Source organism: Atopobium deltae, from assembly GCF_001552785.1.
Classification (GTDB): domain Bacteria; phylum Actinomycetota; class Coriobacteriia; order Coriobacteriales; family Atopobiaceae; genus Atopobium; species Atopobium deltae.
The window spans coordinates 79,041-99,038 of the sequence record NZ_KQ959486.1; the positions used below are offsets into that span (position 1 = coordinate 79,041).

The 19,998-nt window shown below is 53.5% G+C and carries 17 protein-coding genes and 2 tRNA genes; 8 read left to right on the plus strand and 11 right to left on the minus strand.

Annotated elements, in window-relative coordinates; all coding sequences use genetic code 11:
* Window positions 1-25: 25 nt before the first annotated feature.
* The 6 genes from HMPREF3192_RS01740 (at window position 26) to pknB (ending at window position 9,972) form a co-directional block, all read left to right on the plus strand.
* On the plus strand, window positions 26-2,041 hold the full coding sequence (locus HMPREF3192_RS01740; RefSeq protein WP_156422825.1) for a serine/threonine-protein kinase: 2,016 nt from the start codon (window positions 26-28) through the stop codon (window positions 2,039-2,041).
* Complete coding sequence (locus HMPREF3192_RS01745) at window positions 2,042-3,244, plus strand: FhaA domain-containing protein (protein WP_066304800.1); 1,203 nt, start codon at window positions 2,042-2,044, stop codon at window positions 3,242-3,244.
* Window positions 3,241-3,654 (plus strand): FHA domain-containing protein, encoded by a 414-nt coding sequence (locus HMPREF3192_RS01750; RefSeq protein WP_066304802.1) that lies wholly within the window; start codon window positions 3,241-3,243, stop codon window positions 3,652-3,654. The genes HMPREF3192_RS01745 and HMPREF3192_RS01750 overlap by 4 nt, the downstream gene beginning before the upstream one ends.
* Entirely contained in the window at window positions 3,651-4,994 is a 1,344-nt protein-coding gene (locus HMPREF3192_RS01755) for a Stp1/IreP family PP2C-type Ser/Thr phosphatase (RefSeq protein WP_082715548.1), read from the plus strand. The genes HMPREF3192_RS01750 and HMPREF3192_RS01755 overlap by 4 nt, the downstream gene beginning before the upstream one ends.
* 7 nt (window positions 4,995-5,001) lie before the next feature.
* Complete coding sequence (locus HMPREF3192_RS01760) at window positions 5,002-7,926, plus strand: FtsW/RodA/SpoVE family cell cycle protein (RefSeq protein ID WP_066304804.1); 2,925 nt, start codon at window positions 5,002-5,004, stop codon at window positions 7,924-7,926.
* 138 nt (window positions 7,927-8,064) lie between these two features.
* Window positions 8,065-9,972, plus strand: a complete 1,908-nt coding sequence (pknB, locus tag HMPREF3192_RS01765; protein ID WP_066304805.1) for a Stk1 family PASTA domain-containing Ser/Thr kinase — start codon at window positions 8,065-8,067, stop codon at window positions 9,970-9,972.
* Between the two features lie 160 nt (window positions 9,973-10,132).
* Here the strand turns inward: pknB and HMPREF3192_RS07105 are convergent, their stop codons facing one another.
* Window positions 10,133-10,351, minus strand: coding sequence for a helix-turn-helix domain-containing protein (locus HMPREF3192_RS07105; RefSeq protein ID WP_066304806.1), 219 nt, complete (start codon window positions 10,349-10,351; stop codon window positions 10,133-10,135).
* Between the two features lie 297 nt (window positions 10,352-10,648).
* Here HMPREF3192_RS07105 and HMPREF3192_RS06735 point away from each other — a divergent pair, with 297 nt between their 5' ends.
* The gene (locus HMPREF3192_RS06735; protein WP_156422826.1) at window positions 10,649-10,819 is read left to right on the plus strand and encodes a hypothetical protein; all 171 of its coding nucleotides are present in this window, start codon (window positions 10,649-10,651) and stop codon (window positions 10,817-10,819) included.
* Window positions 10,820-11,249: 430 nt separating this feature from the next.
* Here the strand turns inward: HMPREF3192_RS06735 and HMPREF3192_RS01775 are convergent.
* From HMPREF3192_RS01775 to purB, 7 genes are all read right to left on the minus strand, one after another.
* Window positions 11,250-11,325, minus strand: a tRNA-Arg gene (locus HMPREF3192_RS01775).
* A gap of 64 nt (window positions 11,326-11,389) precedes the next feature.
* Complete coding sequence (locus tag HMPREF3192_RS01780) at window positions 11,390-12,112, minus strand: hypothetical protein (protein WP_066304808.1); 723 nt, start codon at window positions 12,110-12,112, stop codon at window positions 11,390-11,392.
* The gene (locus HMPREF3192_RS01785; RefSeq protein WP_197414535.1) at window positions 12,099-12,995 is read right to left on the minus strand and encodes a phosphoribosylaminoimidazolesuccinocarboxamide synthase; all 897 of its coding nucleotides are present in this window, start codon (window positions 12,993-12,995) and stop codon (window positions 12,099-12,101) included. Before HMPREF3192_RS01785 ends, HMPREF3192_RS01780 begins: the two co-directional genes overlap by 14 nt.
* Before the next feature lie 97 nt (window positions 12,996-13,092).
* Window positions 13,093-14,640 carry a sensor histidine kinase gene (locus HMPREF3192_RS01790; RefSeq protein ID WP_082715549.1) on the minus strand — a complete coding sequence of 516 codons (1,548 nt, stop codon included), beginning with the start codon at window positions 14,638-14,640 and terminating at the stop codon, window positions 13,093-13,095.
* A gap of 88 nt (window positions 14,641-14,728) precedes the next feature.
* On the minus strand, window positions 14,729-15,454 hold the full coding sequence (locus HMPREF3192_RS01795) for a response regulator transcription factor (protein WP_066304809.1): 726 nt from the start codon (window positions 15,452-15,454) through the stop codon (window positions 14,729-14,731).
* 153 nt (window positions 15,455-15,607) lie between these two features.
* Window positions 15,608-16,954 carry a Tat pathway signal protein gene (locus tag HMPREF3192_RS01800; protein ID WP_082715550.1) on the minus strand — a complete coding sequence of 449 codons (1,347 nt, stop codon included), beginning with the start codon at window positions 16,952-16,954 and terminating at the stop codon, window positions 15,608-15,610.
* Window positions 16,955-17,004: 50 nt separating this feature from the next.
* Window positions 17,005-18,348 carry an adenylosuccinate lyase gene (purB, locus tag HMPREF3192_RS01805; protein WP_066304811.1) on the minus strand — a complete coding sequence of 448 codons (1,344 nt, stop codon included), beginning with the start codon at window positions 18,346-18,348 and terminating at the stop codon, window positions 17,005-17,007.
* A 407-nt stretch (window positions 18,349-18,755) separates the two neighbouring features.
* On the opposite strand from purB, the gene HMPREF3192_RS01810 reads away from it, so the two are divergent.
* A complete protein-coding gene (locus HMPREF3192_RS01810) occupies window positions 18,756-18,971 on the plus strand; it encodes a hypothetical protein (RefSeq protein ID WP_066304813.1) in 216 nt (71 codons plus the stop codon).
* Window positions 18,972-18,984: 13 nt separating this feature from the next.
* On the opposite strand, the gene HMPREF3192_RS01815 is transcribed toward HMPREF3192_RS01810, so the two are convergent.
* The 3 genes from HMPREF3192_RS01815 to HMPREF3192_RS06740 all read right to left on the minus strand — a co-directional run.
* Window positions 18,985-19,060, minus strand: a tRNA-Lys gene (locus tag HMPREF3192_RS01815).
* Window positions 19,061-19,115: 55 nt separating this feature from the next.
* A complete protein-coding gene (locus HMPREF3192_RS01820; protein ID WP_066304815.1) occupies window positions 19,116-19,619 on the minus strand; it encodes a hypothetical protein in 504 nt (167 codons plus the stop codon).
* A 143-nt stretch (window positions 19,620-19,762) separates the two neighbouring features.
* Window positions 19,763-19,998 (minus strand): Cna B-type domain-containing protein (locus tag HMPREF3192_RS06740; protein WP_197414536.1); only part of this gene is annotated, 236 nt, incomplete at its 5' end.

Sequence of the window (19,998 nt, forward strand, 5' to 3'; positions counted from 1 at the left end):
ACGAACTGCCAAGGGAGGTATCGTCGTGGCCCGGTCTCAAAAACGATCTCAAAAAACACGCACCATGCTGCGACAGCTTCCTTTTTCTGCCTCGAGACACTCGGGGCACTTTGGTGTAGGACAATTCGGTGGCACGCAACAGTTTGGCGGCGCGCAATTCGGCGCCCAGCAGCCTGGCGCCCCACAGCAGTTTGACGAGACACCATACATCCCACAGCAGTGTGCACAGCTTTTATTTAATCGCTATCGCATTTTAGAAACGCGCGCAACAGGTGGCTTTGGCAGCGTTGAGATTTGTTGGGATACCCGCCTACAGCGCCGCGTAGCCATCAAAAAATTGCCGCTGCAAACGCCCGAAGCCGCGGTCGCAGGTGCAGACGCAGGCGCGCTCGACGACTCCCCACAAGACTTTTACCTGCAGGGATCCACTATGCAGGAAGCCCTCAATGAGGCGCGCACCGCAAGCATGCTCAGCCATCCCAATATCGTGTCCGTCTATGATTTTGAATGGGATGGCATCTATGCCTATCTCGTAATGGAATATGTCGATGGCCTAAGCTTGCAAGAGCTGCTCATGCGCCTTGAGGGCGGCACTCTCACGGGCGAAGAGTGGAATTATATCCTGCAAGACATCGCAGCAGCCATTAGCTTTGCGCACGAAAATGGCGTGCTGCACCTCGATATTAAACCTGCCAACATTATGATCGACCACACTGGCACGCCCAAGCTGACCGATTTTGGTATGGCCACGCTTGCGTCACTTGCAGGTTTTGCCGACGCCCGTGGTGGCACCATTGGCTACATGCCTCCCGAGCAGCTCGCGGGCCAGCTCGTTGATGAGCGCTGCGACCTGTTTGCACTTGCTGTCTGCATGGTGCAGGCCCTCACGGGTGCAAATCCCTTTGAAGCGCCGACGGCCGAAGCCTCGGCTAAGCTCATCATGCGTGGTGCCGATGATTATATTGCGCAGCTTCGCTTGGACTATGGTCCCTTGTTTGCAGAGGCACTGCAAAGAGCGCTCTCGCCCGATCTTGCCAGACGAACCGCTAGCGTCGCGGACTTTGTAGACGAGGTGCGCGATGACCTTGGCGATCCTCAGCAGGGCAAGGCCTCTATCTGCGATCTTATTGCACAAACCACCGATGATGAAGAGGAGCCTGTTGCCGCCTTTGGTGTACCCTTGCGTTTTGCCGAACGCGTACCTTGGCTGCCCAACTTACTTGCCCACGTCGGTGTGGCGATAAGTTCGGCGCTTCTGCTCTACTCCTTCCTACCAGCACTTATTCCAGACGTTACGCAAGCCGCGCAAGCCGCAGACGCGACCGACCTACAAACCCTCCTCATACGCCTGGGCATCTGCACGGTGCTTGGCATCCTCAGCGCTGCCTTCGGTGGCATTGGCCTGGCTATCTCGCTGGGCTTAAGCTTTGTTTGCGCTTGCATTGCAACCGACACGTTGAACTTCTCGACCTTTAGTGCGGGCATCATAGGCCTTGCTCTTATCGGCAGCTGGTGGCAATTCACAGGACGCAAACGACCGCTGGCGAGTCTCGGCCTAGCGCTAAGCGCAGTCCTGCGTGCACCCGCAGCAGCCGTCTTCGTGGGATGCGCGCTTTTAACGCCTGCACAAGCGGCCTTCACCACGCTTATGGGATGGCTTACCTATCATTTTGCAAGCGTGGCTTTTATACAGGGATTTTCTCTGCAAAGCGTCGTGCTCACTGGACAAAAATTTGCCGAGAACCCCCAGCTGTTTGCACCCCTTGCCTGCTTTTTGGCCGCCAGCGTTGCAGGCAGCTTCTTTACCAACAAACACACCAGATGGGCTGCGATTTTTGGAAACAGCGTGACGCTGGCGCTGGTGATTGTCGGCCTCGTCGCTCCTCTCTACATGGAAAATGCCGGTATTTGGAGCCCCGCCTCTGTATTGAATATCCTTCTTGCGGTACTCTTGTTTGGATTATCTACGTTTGTCACTATTGTTTTTGATACGCCCAGCATCACGCACGAGGCACGAGAAGCAGAACACGAGGTAGACTAAATGAACGTTCTCAACACCTTTGAAGCACGTGTTGCCGGAATTTTTGGCGCAACGCAACAGGGCCAAGTTCCCCCCTTCTCATTCAAAAAACTCGCCAAAAAGGCGCTCCGCGAGCTCAAAAACGAAACCCTTGTTATCGACGGGATTGACACGGCGCCCGCGCTTTTTACGATTTTGATTGCCTCCGATGACGACCAGCAGATGCGCATGCTGTACGAGGAGATTTCTTTCGAGCTTTCGCAGCTCATCGAGGCGCATTGTATTCAAAAAAATGTTGCTCTGGTGGGCAAGCCCCTCATTCGTTTTATGGTGGATCCCTCGCTGCGCCGCGGTAAGTTTGCGGTCTTTACCGAGAACATCGATGCGGCCGCACTCGAGCGTCTGCGCACAGAAGAGCAGGTCTTTTTACAAGGTGGCAGCTCTGCGATGCGCCGCGGTCGTGGAACGCGCGATGGGCGCGCCAACCGCACCAGCCGTGGCTCGCTTGGCGGACGAGAAGTTCGCGGTGTTGGCTCAGCAGGCGCACCTATGCCTGTAAATGCAGGCGTACCTGCGCCTTTACCTGGTGATTCTGCCATTGGGCTTGATGTACTTCCCGCAAGCGAAACTAACAATCCTGTGGTGCTTGGCGCACCAGGCGTTGGTGCACCTGGCGTTGCCATGGGTGCCGCTGCTGTTGCACACAACGCGGCAAATGTCCTCAGCGATGCTAATGCTGCTCTTAATAATGCGCCGCTGAACGACGCTGGCGTTGGCGTCGCTGCAGCAGGTGTTGCAGCCAACATGTCTGTCTCACCAGCATTTCCCGAGGTGCCGCAACCACAGCAAGCTCAGCAGCTGCCGCAAAACCACACCGTACGCCGCGACACACCAGCAGCACACCGACCCCATCGTGGACCTGCGCCCGCTGCTGTTCCCCAAGCCCTCCTCATCAATCGCCTTTCGGGCAAGACCTATGTTATTCAAAGCCCGGGCGCCACGATTGGCCGCGAGAGCGCCAGTGCAATGATCGTACTTCCCGACCCCAATGTCTCAAGAAGCCACGCGCAAATTCGCTACGAGGCTGGTGCTTGGCACATGCGTGATCTGAATTCCACCAACGGAACGCAGGTCAACGATGTCGATATCAATGAGTGTATTTTGCGATCGGGTGATTTTATCACCTTCGGCGTCACAACCCTTGAATTTAGGGAGGACGCATGATTGACCTCGTTCTTTTTGCGGGTCGCATACTTCTTGTCGTTCTTTTGTATCTGTTTTTGGCAAGCGTTGCGCACGCGGGCATTGGTCTGGTGCGCGGGCAGCGCCGCGATGCCGCTATTTGGTGTATTGATGTCGAAAAGGGCCCTAAGCAGCTGCGTGGTCTGCACGTTGATGTGCTTGGACCTGTGGTAGTGGGCCGCTCTCAGTCTTCCGACATAACCATTGCCGAGCCCTATGTATCCTCAACGCATGCGCGCTTTACTATTCAGGGGCCAGCACTTGTGATCGAAGATCTTAATTCCACCAATGGTAGTTACGTTAACGGCCACGCCATCACACAGCCTGTCACCCTGCGCGATGGTGATGAAGTACAGATCGGTGACACCATTATGAGAGTAAGCCGTCGATGAGCAATTCTGCTTCTGACATAGAATCTACGCCGCAGCAAGAGGTGGCGACGCAAACAGCGGGGCAAACGCCAGTGTTGAGTGCACAGTCAGCGCCAGCACCGCAGCCGCAACCTGCGCTGGCGTCGTCGCCAGGCTCGACGGACCCCACCAACGCGCCAGGCGTCGTCGGACTCGACATTTCCGCACGTACAGGTGCCGATGTCGATACTGGCTCCACTCCCCAGCTCGCCTGGGGCGCGCGCTCCGACGTTGGTCTTATCCGCGAACATAACGAAGACTCATTTTTAATTCATGCACCCGTGTTTTGTGTCTGCGATGGCATGGGCGGGCATGCCGCAGGAGAAGTGGCCAGCGCTATTGCCGTGCGCAGCATCGCTGAACACGCCCCTGTGGTTGCTGACGATACCCTGCTTGGAGCTGCGGTAGAACTTGCCAACACCGCCATTATCAAGGGTGCGCAAGAAGGTGTTGGACGCCCTGGCATGGGCTGCACCGCCACGGCCGCCGTTATCGAAAACAAACGCTTGGCCGTCGCACACGTTGGAGATTCTCGCCTGTATATTTTGCATGAAGGCACGCTTGTGCGCGTCACCCGCGACCACTCCTTCGTCGAAGAGTTGGTCGATGCAGGCGAAATCACCGCCGATGAAGCGCGCGTACACCCCTCCCGCTCGGTCATTACGCGAGCGCTTGGCTCCGACCCACACATGTACGCCGACCACTTTAGTTTGGATATCGAGCCGCACGATCGCATTATTTTGTGCTCCGACGGCCTTTCGTCCATGATGAGCGATCATGCCCTGGAGGACATCGCTGTTTCGAGCGCCACACCGCAGCAGGCAGCCGACAACTTGGTTGCTGCCGCACTTGCCGAAGGCGGCTATGATAATGTCACCGTTATCGTCATTGATGTGCTGGACGAAAACGAGGCGAAACATCATCGCAGCAGCCGTGTCCGCACTCTGTGGCGTTGGAGCGTGGTGAGCATCTTAACGCTGGCCGTCATGGTGGTGAGCTTCTGGTTTGTGGTACGAAACTCCTGGTATATTGGCGAGAATGGCACGACCGTTGCCGTCTATCAGGGCATTAATGCGTCGCTGTTTGGCATTAAGCTCAATTCGCTTTTCGATACCACATCGATCCAAATTGCCGACCTTCCCGAATCAACACAGCGCTCACTTAAAGAGGGCATTGGCGTTGCGAGCCCCAAAGAGGCACAAAAAATCGTCGAGAATTACCGCGGACAGATCGACAAACAAAAATCTGAGGAAGCTAAAAAGCTCACCACTACTTCGCAACAAACTAACGTAGCAGAGCTTTCCTATTCCGCGAAAGAATAAGATCACTATGACTACTTTTTTTACTTCCTCACGACGAACAACTGAACTACTCTTACTGGTTCTTGCGGGACTTCCCGTGATGCTGCTCTATGCCCTGTTTATGCTCAACCAAAATATAGCACTGAGCTTTGCCTCTCTTGCGGTGCCTTTCGCGCTGCTTGTGGCATTTGTAATTGCCCACATTGCGGTACGCCTGTTTGCGCCAGAGGCCGACCCAGCCCTTTTGCCCATCGTCTTTTTGCTTTCGGGCATTGGCATTAGCTTTGTGACCAGACTTGCTCCGCAGCTAGCAACCAACCAACTGCTGTGGCTTTTTATCTCGGTACTCGCGATGATCGCGACGCTTATTGCGGTCCCCAGCCTCGAACGCCTTAAAAAGTATACCTTTACCATTGGTGTTGCGGGCATTGCACTGTTGCTCCTCCCCATGATTATTGGTGTGGAACGCGGCGGCTCAAAGCTATGGCTCTCGCTGGGACCTTTCTCGTTCCAGCCAGGTGAGCTTGCCAAAATTTTAATCGTCGTTTTTCTCGCCAGCTATTTTGCCGAAAATCGAGAAGCCCTCAGTGCCTCAACGCGCAAAATTGGTCCGTTGGCCATTCCACGTTTGCGCATGTTAACGCCCGTGTTTGTCATGTGGGCCTTAAGCCTGTTGGTCGTCGTGTTTGAGCGCGACCTCGGGAGCGCGCTGCTATTCTTCACCATTTTTGTGGTCATGCTCTATGTAGCCACGGGGCGTTTGTCGTACGTCATTGTATCGGTACTGCTTTTGAGCATCGGTGCTGTGGTGTGTTACCGCCTGTTTGGACACGTGCGTGTGCGCGTAGATATTTGGCTTGACCCCTGGAAGGATCCGTCGGGACGAGGCATGCAAATCGTGCAATCACTGTACTCCTTAGCTGACGGCGGCATGCTTGGTGCTGGTATTGGACGCGGGCTTCCGCGACTCATTCCCGTCGTCGAATCTGACTTCATCTTTTCGGCGCTGGGCGAGGAGCTCGGACTTCTCGGCGCTTCGGCTGTGCTGATCCTGTATATCTTGCTAGCTGTTCGCGCGTTTGCCACGGCAGCACGGGCCAAAACCGATACCGCAGCCTTCACGACCGTTGGTCTTATCACCTCGTTGTCGTTCCAAGCATTTATTATTGTGGCGGGCGTGACGCGTCTCATGCCACTGACGGGTGTGACGCTGCCCTTTATTAGTCAGGGCGGTAGCTCGCTGCTTTCGAGCTTTATTATTGTGGCGCTCATTTTGCGCGCTGGCGACGAAGGCACAGGAACCACGCAAGAACTCGAGGGCAGCGGCATTCGCGCGAAGACGCCGGGTGCTGCGGGTGGCGCGGCCGTGGGTGCAGGCGCCTTGGGTGCTATGGGCTCGAAGCTGGCCGCCAAGACCACGGGCGCAAAAGCGCAGATAAAGGGTACAACTGGCAGCCATTTCCGCGCGAGATTTAGCTTGCAGACGCCCGAATCGGGTGTACTGGGTCGCATCGCACTGGGTCACCGGCTCACCTCGCTTATCGGCTTCTTTACCCTGATGTTTGCCGTGCTTATTGCAAACCTCACAAATGTCCAGGTCATTCAGGCCCAAAATTATCAAAACAAGCCAGGCAACAACCACACTATTATTAAGAGCGCCTACGTGCAGCGCGGCTCCATCCTCACCTCGGACGGAAAGACCCTCGCCGAAAGCGTGAAGGACGAGAAGGGCAAGTATGTCCGCAACTATCCTTCGGGGGCAATGGCTGCGCATAGCGTGGGCTACATCTCGACGCGCTACGGCGCCAGCGGCGTGGAGGCGAGCTTTAACGACACCCTCACGGGCAAAGCCGATTACTCAACCTGGCCCAGTGCCTTAAACGCACTAGCGGGCGCTAAAACCCCTGGTAACTCGGTTGTGCTCACCATCAACTCCAAGCTGCAGCAAATCGCCGAAGAGGCCTTGCGCGGACGCGTTGGCTCCATCGTGCTTCTCAATCCCAAGACGGGAGCGGTGCTTGCTTGCGCCAGCTCTCCCAGTTTTTCTCACGAGAAGATCGGCGATCTTATCGCCCATGACGATGGTTCGGGAACGCTGCTCAATCGCGCAACGCAAACGCTGTATGCTCCAGGGTCGACCTTTAAGGTGGTGTCGCTTGCAGCCGCGTTGGACTCGGGTGCTGCGCAGCTCAACACGCAGATAAAAGCCCCCGCATCTGTCACGGTTGGCAATGCCGAAATCACCAACAATCGCAACGCCGACTATGGCGAGATTTCCCTGCAAAAAGCTTTGGCCGTCTCGGCAAATACCGCATTTGCACAGCTAGGCGAGCAGGTGGGAGCCGAGCGCCTCGTGAGCTATGCCAACAACTTTGGCTATGGCACCGCACTGGGACAGGACTTCCCGTCAAAGACCTCGCTCATGCCTAAACCTGACGAGATGACCTTGTGGGAGACCGCTTGGGCCGCCTGCGGACAGCCCGTCGGCGAGCACAAAAGCCCCGCAGGACCGCAGTCAACCATCATGCAAAATGCCGTCATTGCCGCAGCTATTGCAAACAATGGCGTCGTACAAAACCCCTACCTCGTGGAACAGATCTTATCTCCCGAGGGCACCGTAATTTCTGCCACGTCGCCCAAGACCCTGGGACAGGCAATCGCGCCCAAGACCGCCGGTCTTCTCAAACAGGCCATGCTTTCGGTCATTACCGAAGGCACGGGCCAGGCGGCAAAAATCCCAGGTGTCACCATTGCAGGCAAAACAGGCACGGCGCAGATGGGCAACAACAAAATCAATTCGCTGTTTATCGGCTTTGCTCCCTATGACACGCCCACACTTGCGATTTCTTTGTGTATCGAAGGAAAAGCTGGCGAGGACATTCAAGGTGATGCAACCCGTATGGCGAAAAAAGTCTTGTCGCGGGCACTTGAGGCTCACATACAAGGCTCATAACAGCTACACTAGGGAAATGGTCTTTATGCACGCTTTTATGCACGTCACAAAGAGCTGGCGAGAAGACCAGTCCCCGCACACGGATTACTTTTTGTACTTTAAACGCACACGCACGCACGAAGCGGGATGGGAGAAAACATGCCATCAGATGTTCTAGGTGGTCGCTACACCGTGCAAGATAAAATCGGTACCGGCGGCATGGCCATTGTGTACCGTGGTCTTGACAACGTGCTTGGAAGAACCGTCGCCATCAAGACGATGCTTCCACAGTATGCAGCCGACTACTCATTTGCAGCACGTTTTAAACAAGAGGCGCAAGCAGCAGCGGCCCTACAAAGCCCCTACATCGTTAGTGTGTATGACTGGGGTAAAGACGGTGACACGTACTACATTGTGATGGAGTACCTGCATGGCACCGACCTCAAGAGTGGCATTCGCAAGCATGGCGCGCTCGACTGCCGTAAGGTTGCACAGATTGGCTCCCAAATTTCGCAGGCCTTATCGGTAGCTCACCGCCACGACATTATCCACCGCGACATTAAGCCGCAAAATATTATGGTGCAGCCCGATGGCAACATTAAGGTCATGGACTTTGGCATCGCGCGCGCAAAAAATAGCCATCTCACGACTGATAATAACGTCTTGGGCACCGCTCATTATGTTTCGCCCGAGCAAACACAGGGCAAAGAGCTTGCTCCCACTTCGGACATTTACTCGCTCGGCATTGTCATGTACGAAGCGACGACTGGCTGCGTTCCCTTCGAGGGAGACGACGCTATTTCGGTTGCTTTGAAACAGGTTAACGAGCAGCCCATTCCTCCGAGTCAGCGCAACCCCCAGGTTGATCCGCAGCTTGAAGCTATCATTTTAAAGTGCATGCAAAAAGATCCTGCCGCGCGCTTCCAAACGGCTGAAGAGCTTTCGCGTGTGCTGCGCGATTATCTGTCGGGGCGCATGAGCGCTGTTGCCGACGCCACAGCATTTATCCCCGCAAGCGCAGCCGTTACAGCTGCCGCAGCGCAGCGTGGTCAGACGCAGACTATGGCAATGGCAACGCCGTTGATTCCCGCCGCAGGACGCAATGGTGTGGCTGGCGCAGCCCACGGGGCGACACCGCACGGCGGACCTATGAGTAAAGAATACGCAGCACAACAGGCACAAGAGCAAGCTGAACGCCAAGCTAAGAAGCGCAAACGAGTCTTTGTGATTTCAGCGTTGGTGGTAGTTGTGCTTATCGCCATTGTGGCCGTGGTCATACATTTCTTTACGGGTCAAACCAAGACAACGCAAAAGGTTCCCAACCTGCTAAATCTCACACAGGAGCAGGCGGTCCAGCAAATTCAAAGCAGCAACTTCTTTGAGGTTGGCGAGATTAAAGAGGAATACAACAACAATGTTGAAAAGGGTAAGGTCATCGACCAAAACCCCGACTCCAATAAGGATGCCGAGAAGGGCACCAAAATTAATTTGGTGATCTCGAAGGGTGCCGAACCCGCTTCCAAAGTGGTGGTTCCCAATCTGGCAAATATGACGCCCGAAGAGGCGCAAAAGGAGCTCGAGAAGGTTGGACTGAAGGCGCAAGCTGGTGAGTCGGTGCATTCCGATACTGTCGAGAATGGCCACGTCGCAAGCCAGACTCCCGCTGCTGGGACGGCCGCAAAAGAGGGTGACACGATCACTTATCAGATTTCGTTGGGTCCCGATAAGGTTGCCGTTCCTTCAGTGACGGGCATGACGCTACAGGAAGCACAAAAGGCTCTCACAAACGCTGGTTTTGTCCCCAAGGTTTCGGACAGCAAACACAGCGACACGGTGCCCTTCAATAGCATTATTTCGTACTCGCCTACGGGCAGTACGCAAAAGGGCGCAACCATTTACTTGACGGTTTCGAATGGCCCAACTCCGCGCGATAACACTCCGAAACCCGATTCCTCGCAGCCTGGCAACAACCCCACAACACCTGCCACACCTGCTAACCCCAACAAGAAGCCTTCTGGTGCAGGTGGCGCTAACGCTACTGGCGGCCGCGGTGGCGGAAATTCCTAGTGCACCGCTCGTCGCTCGTGTACCCCCCCCGCGCCCTCACGCGCCTGCTGATTAACGAGAAGACCGACACATCGCTTAGACGCACGTAACACGAGAACATGTTTTGTAAAACCCTCGCAGCTTTGACTGCGGGGGTTTTCTTGAGTCACGCCTTTAGATCTTATTCGTCTATGATTATAACGTCGTCGTCTTTAATAAGTGCTAGCTTGTAACCACAAACATCAGCGACCTTCTGTAAGGTATCGGTTTGAATTGATGCTCTCTTCTGATAAATGGATTGAATGTAACCAGCGGTATGACCCAACTCAAGACTAACACGGTAAGCGCTTAGATTGGCTTTATTTAAAATATTCTTGATAGCTTCAACAGCACTAATCAACGGGCAAGCACTAAACGCCTAATGTACCTTGACAATCGCATGGCGGGTAACATCGCAAAATGTAAGCAAGTAAAAACGTAAGTAAAACGGGCTGTATGCCCACAACAGTTAAGAAGATTATAGCATGAAAAACAAATGTATCGCATGCTCCCCTATGATTGGTAGCTAGCCACCAATCATAAACTCAACAATAAAAGATGTTTGTATAGTCACTACCCGAGCACCTTGTAATATAGACGCTCGGGTTTTTTCATAAGCTGATATGATATTTAATATCTTAATTAAGGGGGCTATATTATGCTAGGCGCCTATATTTTGTTTTTACTTATAGAGGGAACACCCATTTTGTTAGCTATGGTCGCAGTCGGGCTGTTATTTTTAGCTGTGCAGCATTTTGCCAGCAAGCGCCATGAAAAAGAATACCGTGAATTTTTGTATGACTATCTTGGCGAACATGACTTGGACTAGCGTTTTTTAAAGGTTCTGCCTGTTTCACCGTGTTAGCCTGTATTTCCATCACGGCAAACGCTAGATATATTCGACCTATTTCGGCTGTTTCTCGTATCCCAATGTCCAAAAAGGAACCACTAGAGAGGTACATTATTTTTTATGCACGCGAATTTTTAAATTTTAGACCCCGTATGGGGCATTTTCCTGCTAAGACACTGCTTTTACCTGTAAAAATACTGCTTAAAGAACCCATTATATGTAGCAATGTACAAAATTAGCTAGAATTAGCGGCGCTTAGCTCGAATTAGCGCCAATTAGAGGCGGGTCGGTAGGCCAGCTGTACGCATCTAATAAGCGCGCAGAAAACAAAAAGTGGGCAGCCCTTGGTCTGTTCCCATCCGTGTTTGACGAAAACTATAATACCAAAACTGCCCACTGACGTATGCAATGGTGCCCCCGGACGGATTCGAACCGCCGACACCAGGTTTAGGAAACCTGTGCTCTATCCTCTGAGCTACGAGGGCTTTTATAAGATGCTACCAGATCGAAGTGCCAGATCAAGGCTCGATCAAATCACTAAACAAAGCGCTAATCGACGAGCTTGTCGTTAGCCGTTTTGTCGTGTTGATCGTCCTTGCGACGATGCGCTTTCCAGAAACCACCCTTTTTGGTCTCGGCATCCTCACGAACAAGCAGGTCAATCTTCTTCATGCTCATTGCCTTCACGCGCGAGTCAGCCAAGTCGCGCAAGGGACGTATGGTGACATGATCGTAGAGAAATGCTGTGATAATACCCGCGTAGGCGATGAAGAGCGTCACGGCAGAGGACATGCCCCACACCGTTCGCAGATCAGATGAGCTCCCCTTGGGCGCAATAAACATCACACCAAAGGTAAAGGTTGTACTCACCAAGCCCACGATGATAAGCGCCCACCAAATTTTGCGCTTGGCGCGATACTCGGGATTTTTACTCAGCACAATTGTCGAGGCCAACATGATGCGGTCACGGAGCCTGTTTTGTTCCTGACGTGCTTGACGACGCTGTTCTCTAGTCATTGTCGCAGATAAAGAAGCCTCTTTGCTCGCTGTACTCGAAGCGGTGGCAGGAACAACGCGCACGCCTTGAGCTGCTTCACGCTTGGGTTTTGCGCGTGCAACGGAACGCTTCATGACGCCCGAACCAGAGCCCGAGGCTGCACCCGCACCCGCGGCAGCATCTGCTGCTTCGGCTTTCTTCTCGTCTTTTGAAGAAACACCACGTGAAGCTTCAAACTCCTCGCGTGCTCCCTGCAATATATCACGCAGAGACATTGATCTCCTTCATCGGTACAAATGGCTCACCAACAATAAGCTCGTACGCTTCTTCGTAGCGCTTCGACGTGCCCGCAATAACATCGGCGGGAAGATGCGGCGCGTCACCCGCCATATCCCAGTGTGCGCGCAACCAATCGCGAACATACTGCTTGTCGTAGCTCGGCTGCACCTTGCCAGGCTCGTAGCTGTCCGCTGGCCAAAAACGACTGGAATCGGGCGTGAGACACTCATCAATAAGCGTAAGCCTGTTGTCTATAATACCAAACTCAAACTTCGTATCGGCGATAATAATGCCGCGAGTTTTTGCATAAGCGGCTGCAGCTTTGTACAGCTGCAGTGAGGCATCACGAATCTGCGACGCAATGTCATCTCCCACGATTTGTGCGCAGCGCTCATACGAGATATTCTCGTCATGCTCGCCGAGTGCAGCCTTGGTTGAAGGGGTAAAAATCGGCTCGGGAAGCTGCGACGCTTCTTGCAGGCCTTCGGGAAGTACGATGCCACACACGGTTCGATCCTGGTCGTAGGTCTTTTTGCCCGAACCCGTTAAATAGCCACGCACAATACACTCGATGGGAATGGTCTTCGCCTTGCGCACAAGCATTGAGCGGCCGCGCAGGTAGTCGGCGTAGCGCGCATACTGTTCGGGAGCGTCCGTGACGTCCATCGAAATAAGGTGGTTGGGGATAAGATCGGCGAACTTGTTAAACCAAAACGCCGAAATTCGGGTTAAAATCTCGCCTTTATAGGGAATCTCGTCGGGAAGAATAAAATCGAAGGCGCTAATACGATCGCTCGCAACCATCAAAAGCGTATCTCCGCAATCATAGATGTCGCGAACCTTACCTTGAGAATCGGGGCGCATGTTCATAGACGACATTTTGTCATCTCCTTACCTGTGTAACACCATACTGTTGCATGTAGTGGTCTTATCGCCGCCTAATAAGCCGCCAGCAAGCCACCTAACGCGCGCACCACTACGCATCCATTGTAGCGGACTGCGCGGACGATTCATTTTCCGTTGGGTGATATTCACGAGGAAGATGCAAGGTAAAGGTTGTGCCCTTCCCGAGTTCCGATTCAACCGAAATATATCCGTGGTGCCTGTCGGCGATTTCTTTAGTCACTGCCATGCCAACGCCAAGGCCTCCCGAAACGCGTTCGCGACTTGCCGACGAGCGCCAAAAACGGCTAAACACGCGCGAGAGATCCTCTTTTGCAATACCAATGCCCGTGTCCGAAACCGAAATCCACACGTCATTGCGCTGTTGCCCAACGGTCACAACCACCCAGCCTCCTTCGGGCGTATAGCGCATCGCATTGGACATAAAGTTGATGACGGCCTGGTTGAGCATGTCGCGATCAACCTCGGCAAAAATTTCTTCTTTGGTGGCATCCACCACAAAGCGAAGCCGCAGGTCATGGTCCGAAAACAGCTGCTCTTGACTCGAGACAATGCCGCGCACAAGTCCTACGATGTCGGTCTTCTCGGGCTCAAACTTCATCGAGCCGCTCTCCATACGCGACAGCGCAAGCATTGCCGAGACAAGCCGAGAAAGGCGTCGGGTTTCCGAGGCAAGCGTACCGAGCCGCTCGTCGTCGCGCGGGAGCACGCCATCCTGCATGGCTTCGACTGTGGCAAGCATCGCCATGAGTGGAGTGCGCAGTTCATGTGCCACATCGTTGGTGAGGCGTCGCTCGAGTTGCAGGTCCTTCTCGAGCGAGGTGGCCATGTCGTCGAAGGTCTCACCCAGCTGACCGATTTCGTCCTGGCCCGTCAGGCCGCTGCGCGCCGAAAGCTCGCCGTTACGAATCAAACGCGCGGTCGACGTGATGCGTCTGATGGGGTCCGCAAAGCCACGCGAAATCAAGTAGCCAATAATGCTGGCGATAAGAACGGCAATAATCGCAGCTAAACCAATGGCCATGTAGGAATTAGTGCGGAAGTCCGCATCGTTTTTGGTTAAAAAGGTGTTCGAGCCGCGCACCCACAAGCGCACGCGCCCCACGACCAACCCGTCCGAGGTCACTACATCGGAACTCACGATGGAGTCGGACGATCCAGCTTCCGCGAGCTCAAGCGATGCATCGGCGGTGTTGCGCTTGTACTGCGACATGTTAAGGCTCAAGTAGATGGACTGACCCTCTTCGTTGAGCACCTGCACACCCACGTCCGAAGGAGTCCCCACCGAGGCAGCAATGGACGACAAGACATTGTGAGTCCACATGCGATTTGCCGACTCATATTCGCGCGCCAAAATTTCGGCAGTCGAGTGTGCCACACGCTGCAGGTTTGCGCGGGTGTAGCGTTGAAATTGAGCTTCCCATACCACCGCAAGTACGATGAGCAGCACAAGCACGCTCATAATTGCGGTTGCCGAAAAACCCAAGGTCAGGCGCTTGCCAAAGGTATCACGCGCCGTTTGACCAGGGCGCGTGGTCTTCCAAGCAGCTTTTGTAGAGTCAGAAAAGGACTCGCCCGTGTTTTGCTGGCGAGCCCTTTTTCCTATAACGAAGTTAGCCATCTACGTACTTTTCCAGCCGTTCGTGTACTTTTTCGGCGGCGGACGCCGTCTGCGACAGCGGGACCACCTTCAGCGGCGGACGCCGTTTTTACTTCTCGTCGTCGGCATCGAGCGGAGCGTTTGAGCCCTCAAAGCGATAGCCCACGCCGTGCACGGTGTACAGCCAGCGCGGAACACGAGGATCGTCGCCAAGCTTTGCGCGAAGGTTCTTCACGTGCGAGTCAATCGTGCGCTCATAACCCTCAAAGTCGTAACCCAGGACCTTCTCGACAAGCTCCATACGAGTGTAAACGCGTCCTGGATAGCGTGCGAGCGTGGTCAAAAGCTTAAACTCAGAAGCCGTCAGGTCAATCTCGTTGCCCTCGACTGTTACCTTGTGACCAGAAATGTCAATGACAAGGCTCCCAAAATCGAGCACCTCTACCTGGGGCTCTGCCTCGGCGTGGGCGCGGCGCAGCAAAGCGCGAACGCGTGCCACCAACTCGCGGGGCGAGAAGGGCTTGATCAGGTAGTCATCGGCACCGAGCTCAAGACCCACGATGCGGTCTTCTACCTCGCCTTTTGCAGTAAGCATAATGATGGGGACATCCGAAGTGTCACGAATGGCGTGGCACACACGCTCACCCGAAAGCTTGGGAAGCATCAAGTCAAGAATAATGAGGTCAAAGCTATGTTTTTCGAACTCTTCCATAGCAGATTGCCCATCGCCAACACCGCGCACCAGGTAATTCTCGCGCTCAAGGTAGGCGGTCACGGCATCGCGAATAGGCTTCTCATCCTCTACGAGCAAAATCTTTTTTACATCCGAAGCCATAGTAATCTCCTCTTATAGTCTTTTGTAAACCCTTGCATCTTTCATAAGCGGCGTCTATATACTACACCCCTTATTGCCGATAAGGTCGATAAAGGTCCATTCTTTTTTCACATTCTACCGCAGATAGCGCAAAAATTCATCCCCTGCGCAACGCTATAAGGTAAACGAACGCACAACGACGGCGGAAGGATATCCAGTGCCTTTATCTTTGATGGTCGAGAAGGTCACGAAGTTGTCAGCTGTTCCCTCACGCGCGGGATATTCTCCGTAATCGAGGCTTCGGTCATTGGCTGTTAAAACAGCGTAAGTTTTTTGTTTGGTATCGACCACAAAGTATGAGGCCTTGCTTTTTATGATGTAGATACCCGCTTCGGTGCCACAAGCTGCAGCAGCTGGTTCGCGCAGCAGGCCGATAAAGCCCTGGCTTTTGCCACCGATATAGGTTCCCATTTTACCCAGCTGCCCGCCAGAAGCATAGCTTGCCTCAATCGAGAAGACGAACTTATCGCCAATGCGCGTAGCATAAAAAGGCTTAACGCTGGTAGGAAGCGTGAGTTGATCAACCGCGGAGGCGAGTTTGTTTTGGAAGTCGTAGCTCGCGATGCTATAGAGCACGCCCGACTTTGCAGGTACGCGCGGGGCCACGGTGAGCAGCGATCCCGAAACGGCGGGTTCAATCCCAAAGCGGCCGGGGCTTTCGATCACAACTTTTGCCTGGTCTGACTGCAGTTTCCAGAGGTAAGCCTTGGAGTTTTCGCGTCGTTTTTTGCCACTTGCTGAGGGGCTGACCTGCCAAAAGACATAGTCTTGCCAGCACGCAAGCTGCGGCGGATCGTAGTCGGCGTTCGCTTCCCAGAGCTTGGTGGGAGCGGCTGCTGGGGTTGGTGTGGCTGCGGCGCTCGCCACAGCTGTGCCTTTCGACAGCACGTCCTTCGACAGCACGGCCTTCTCGCCTTTTGCAGCTCCCGATCCGCTTGCCGCACTCGTACCACCCGCAGAAAGCGCCTGCGCATACACAACCCACGCGCGTGAAACAAAGTTGAGCTCCACCCACGCATACACGCTGTCCGAGCAGCGCGCATCATATATCACCCACGAAGCGTCCATTTGCGTGGCGCATTTGGGCACGACATCGTGCAAGGCACCCGTTTTTGTCGAGAAGATCGCGCCCTTGATAGGTTGTGCTGCCGTCGCACCAGGCGCGAGCACCGCGCAATACTCCCCTTGTGCGGGACGCACAATACAGCCGAGCGGAAGATTCCAACTACCAGCCTCTTTGTAAGAAAAATCGACCTGCTTATAGCTGTCAAGAATATTTTTGATTGCGCCTTCCGAAACAACAGTCGGCGAACTCGCATCGCTACCAGACTTTTTGCAGCCGCTTAAGTTCGACAAGACAACACTGGCCACCGCAACAGAGGTGGCTGTGGCAGCGGTGGTCGCAACAAAGCTACGCCTGCTCATGTGCTTGCACTTATCTGTCTGTTGTTTCTCGCTCATGCTGATACCTGCTGATGTCCATGTAACCGCTCTTAGAATTCTAAGCGTTGTTAGAACTCAAGGTTCTGAAGGCGGTCAAACACCACATCGATGCGGCCCAAGAACGAACGTGGATCAAAAACGCGATCGAGCTCGTCCTTACTCAAGCTGCAACGCTTATCGTCCAACAGCTTTTGTTCAAAACTTGTTCCTTGCTCACACTGCTGAATTTCTCGCCAAGTTGCCATAGCGTTGTCCTGCACGATCTTGTAGGCCTCTTCGCGGGTAATGCCTGTGTTAACAAGGCGCAACAATACTTTTGACGAGAAGATCAATCCGCGTGTCTTATGCAAATTTGCCAGCATTTGCGCAGGATAGAGCACCAAACCATCCACAATACGAATCAGGCAGTTCATCATGTGGTCGAGGGCAATAAAGCTGTCCGCCTGCGCCACGCGCTCGGCCGAACTGTGCGAAATGTCGCGCTCGTGCCACAGAGCCACGTTATCAAAGGCGACCTGCGCATTTGCCTTGACGACACGCGCAAGACCGCAGACCTTCTCGACCGTAATGGGATTGCGTTTGTGCGGCATGGCCGACGAACCCTTTTGCCCTTTGCGGAAAGGCTCCTCCGCCTCGAGGGTGTCCGTCTTTTGCAGATTGCGAATCTCAGTCGCAATACGCTCGCAACTGGCGGCCACGGTTGCCAAAACACCAGCTAAATAGGCATGATGATCACGCGAAATAACCTGTGTGGACAGCGGGTCATGCACAAGGCCAAGGCGCTTGCAAACGTACTCTTCCACAAAGGGATCAATGCTCGAATAGGTTCCCACCGCGCCCGAAATCGCACCAAAAGCAACGTTTTTGCGAGCATCCTCCAGACGCGTCAGATCGCGCTTAAGCTCCCAAGCCCAGCTTCCAAACTTCATACCAAAGGTCATGGGTTCGGCGTGGATGCCGTGGGTGCGCCCGACGCAGAGCGTATCCTTCTCTTCAAACGCGCGGCGTTTGCAAATACTTCCCAGCTTTTTGCAGTCTTCGATGAGAAGATCGCAGGCTTGCGTCAGCTGATAACACAGTGCGGTATCACCCAAATCGGAACTCGTCATGCCATAGTGGACCCAGCGACTTGGCTTGGGTTTATTGGCAGGAGCTGCGGCGTCGATGTAGGAAGCCATGTTGGTTAAAAAGGCGATGACGTCGTGGTTGGTGACTGCCTCGAGGGCGTCGACCTCGTTTGCATTAAACGCGGCATGGTCGCGAATCCACTGCGCTTCCTGCTTTGTGATGCCCGTCTTGCCAAGCTCTGCCTGGGCCTCGCAGGCCAACACCTCAATCTCTTGCCAGATCTTATACTTATTCTCGAGGGTAAAAACATAACCCATTTCGGGACGCGTATAACGCTCAATCATGTGGTGTCCTTTCTGGATCCTTGTGGCGTCCAAGCACTACGGGCACAGCAAGGCGCTGCGGTCTCGCAGTAAGATGCTGCAATCACAGGTGTGAGTGTACGTAGGCATCGTGGTACTGACACAAATTGCCAGCAGCATACTCACCCACTTACAGTGTACTCGTAAGCCTCTAGCGGCGCTCATTTGTAACTTGTTGTTTTTAATTTTTCATATCTGGTGTGGAGGGGTCGCCGTGGCGGGGCGTGGTGCTGCGTCTGTGGCTTGAGGCAGCGCTGCTGCTTGACGGTCTTCTCGGTACGTCGTCCACAGTTCGCGGGGCTGCTCAGTACAGTCACCTAATTATCTACAAGCAAACTTTAATATCGTGCCAAAAAGCCTTTATACTTGAAATAAAAGAGGACTAGTTTATGAAATATGATGTTGATTATGATTTTCCCTATGAGCGCACCAAAGAGGGTACACCTATTGTTCCTGCGGGCACCTATGAGCAGGATGGATTGTATGTATTGCCCAACGGCCGCTATATGCCACCTGGCGCTTATTATTATCCCGAAAGCGGCTGTGATATTATCTACGAGCCGATTCGTTTGGATTTATCGTCGCTCGATCGCCTAGAGTTTTAAAGCAAAAAAATGATGGTGGGACGTTAGGGAATCGAACCCTAGACCTTGAGATTAAAAGTCTCCTGCTCTACCAACTGAGCTAACGTCCCCCGAAATATGCTGGATTATTGTACCACGTCCGCGCCTTGTTTTGTTAAAAAATGTCTAAATAGCAAAGAGCGTGGGGTTATCGGTGTCCTGTTCATCACTTAAACAAAAACTGAGCGCCTCGTCGAGGTAATGCGCCAAAAAATTAACTTCCTCATAGCGGTTAATGGGAAACGAAATAATCTTTCGCCAAAACTTTTTGTTGCGCACCATCAGCGCCGCGTAGAGCCAGGAATGCGTAATAGTTGCCAGCGTAAAGCCCCGCTGCAGATACCACTGTGCGACATTTTGCGCCTGGTATTCTCGCAGGAAACTTTTAACTTCGCTGCTCGACTCGAGCGGGTACTCTGGGATGATATAACCCTCGTGGCGCGCGACATCCCAAATCACATCGTCGCTCTTCTCGAAAAACGCAAAATCCTGCTGTCCCACCTCGGCTACGAGGTGCACCAGCGCGTCGGAGGTAATACCTTTCGGGAGGTGGTAGATGCCATCACTATCACGATATTGATTAAAAAGTTCAAGGATCCGCACGGCCATTGGTGCCATCAGACGAGCCACGCTTACGCCTCCTCAAAAAATAAAGGGCCACTGGCCCCGTGTATCATCGGTCATCTTATTGAGATGGCTCTCCTAAATGAAAATAGAATTTATCACAGTTATGCTGGTTTGAAAAGAAGAATTTTGTCCAATTTTTTCGGGTTTTACAAATTTTTTATCGTGCTGGTGCGGGAGGGCATTTTCGCAGGTAAATGCATTGTTTGCCGAGAATGGCATGCCTTCGTAACCTTAACGGACGTCTTAGGAATTTCCTGCTTATTGGTTATGGTAATCAAGCCGTCGGTGTTGGACTCAACTTCGGAGGTGTAGCCGTCAACCTTCTCTTCGACAATGGTATAAACGTAGTCTGGGAAGTAGAAAAATGAGTGTCGCACCAAAC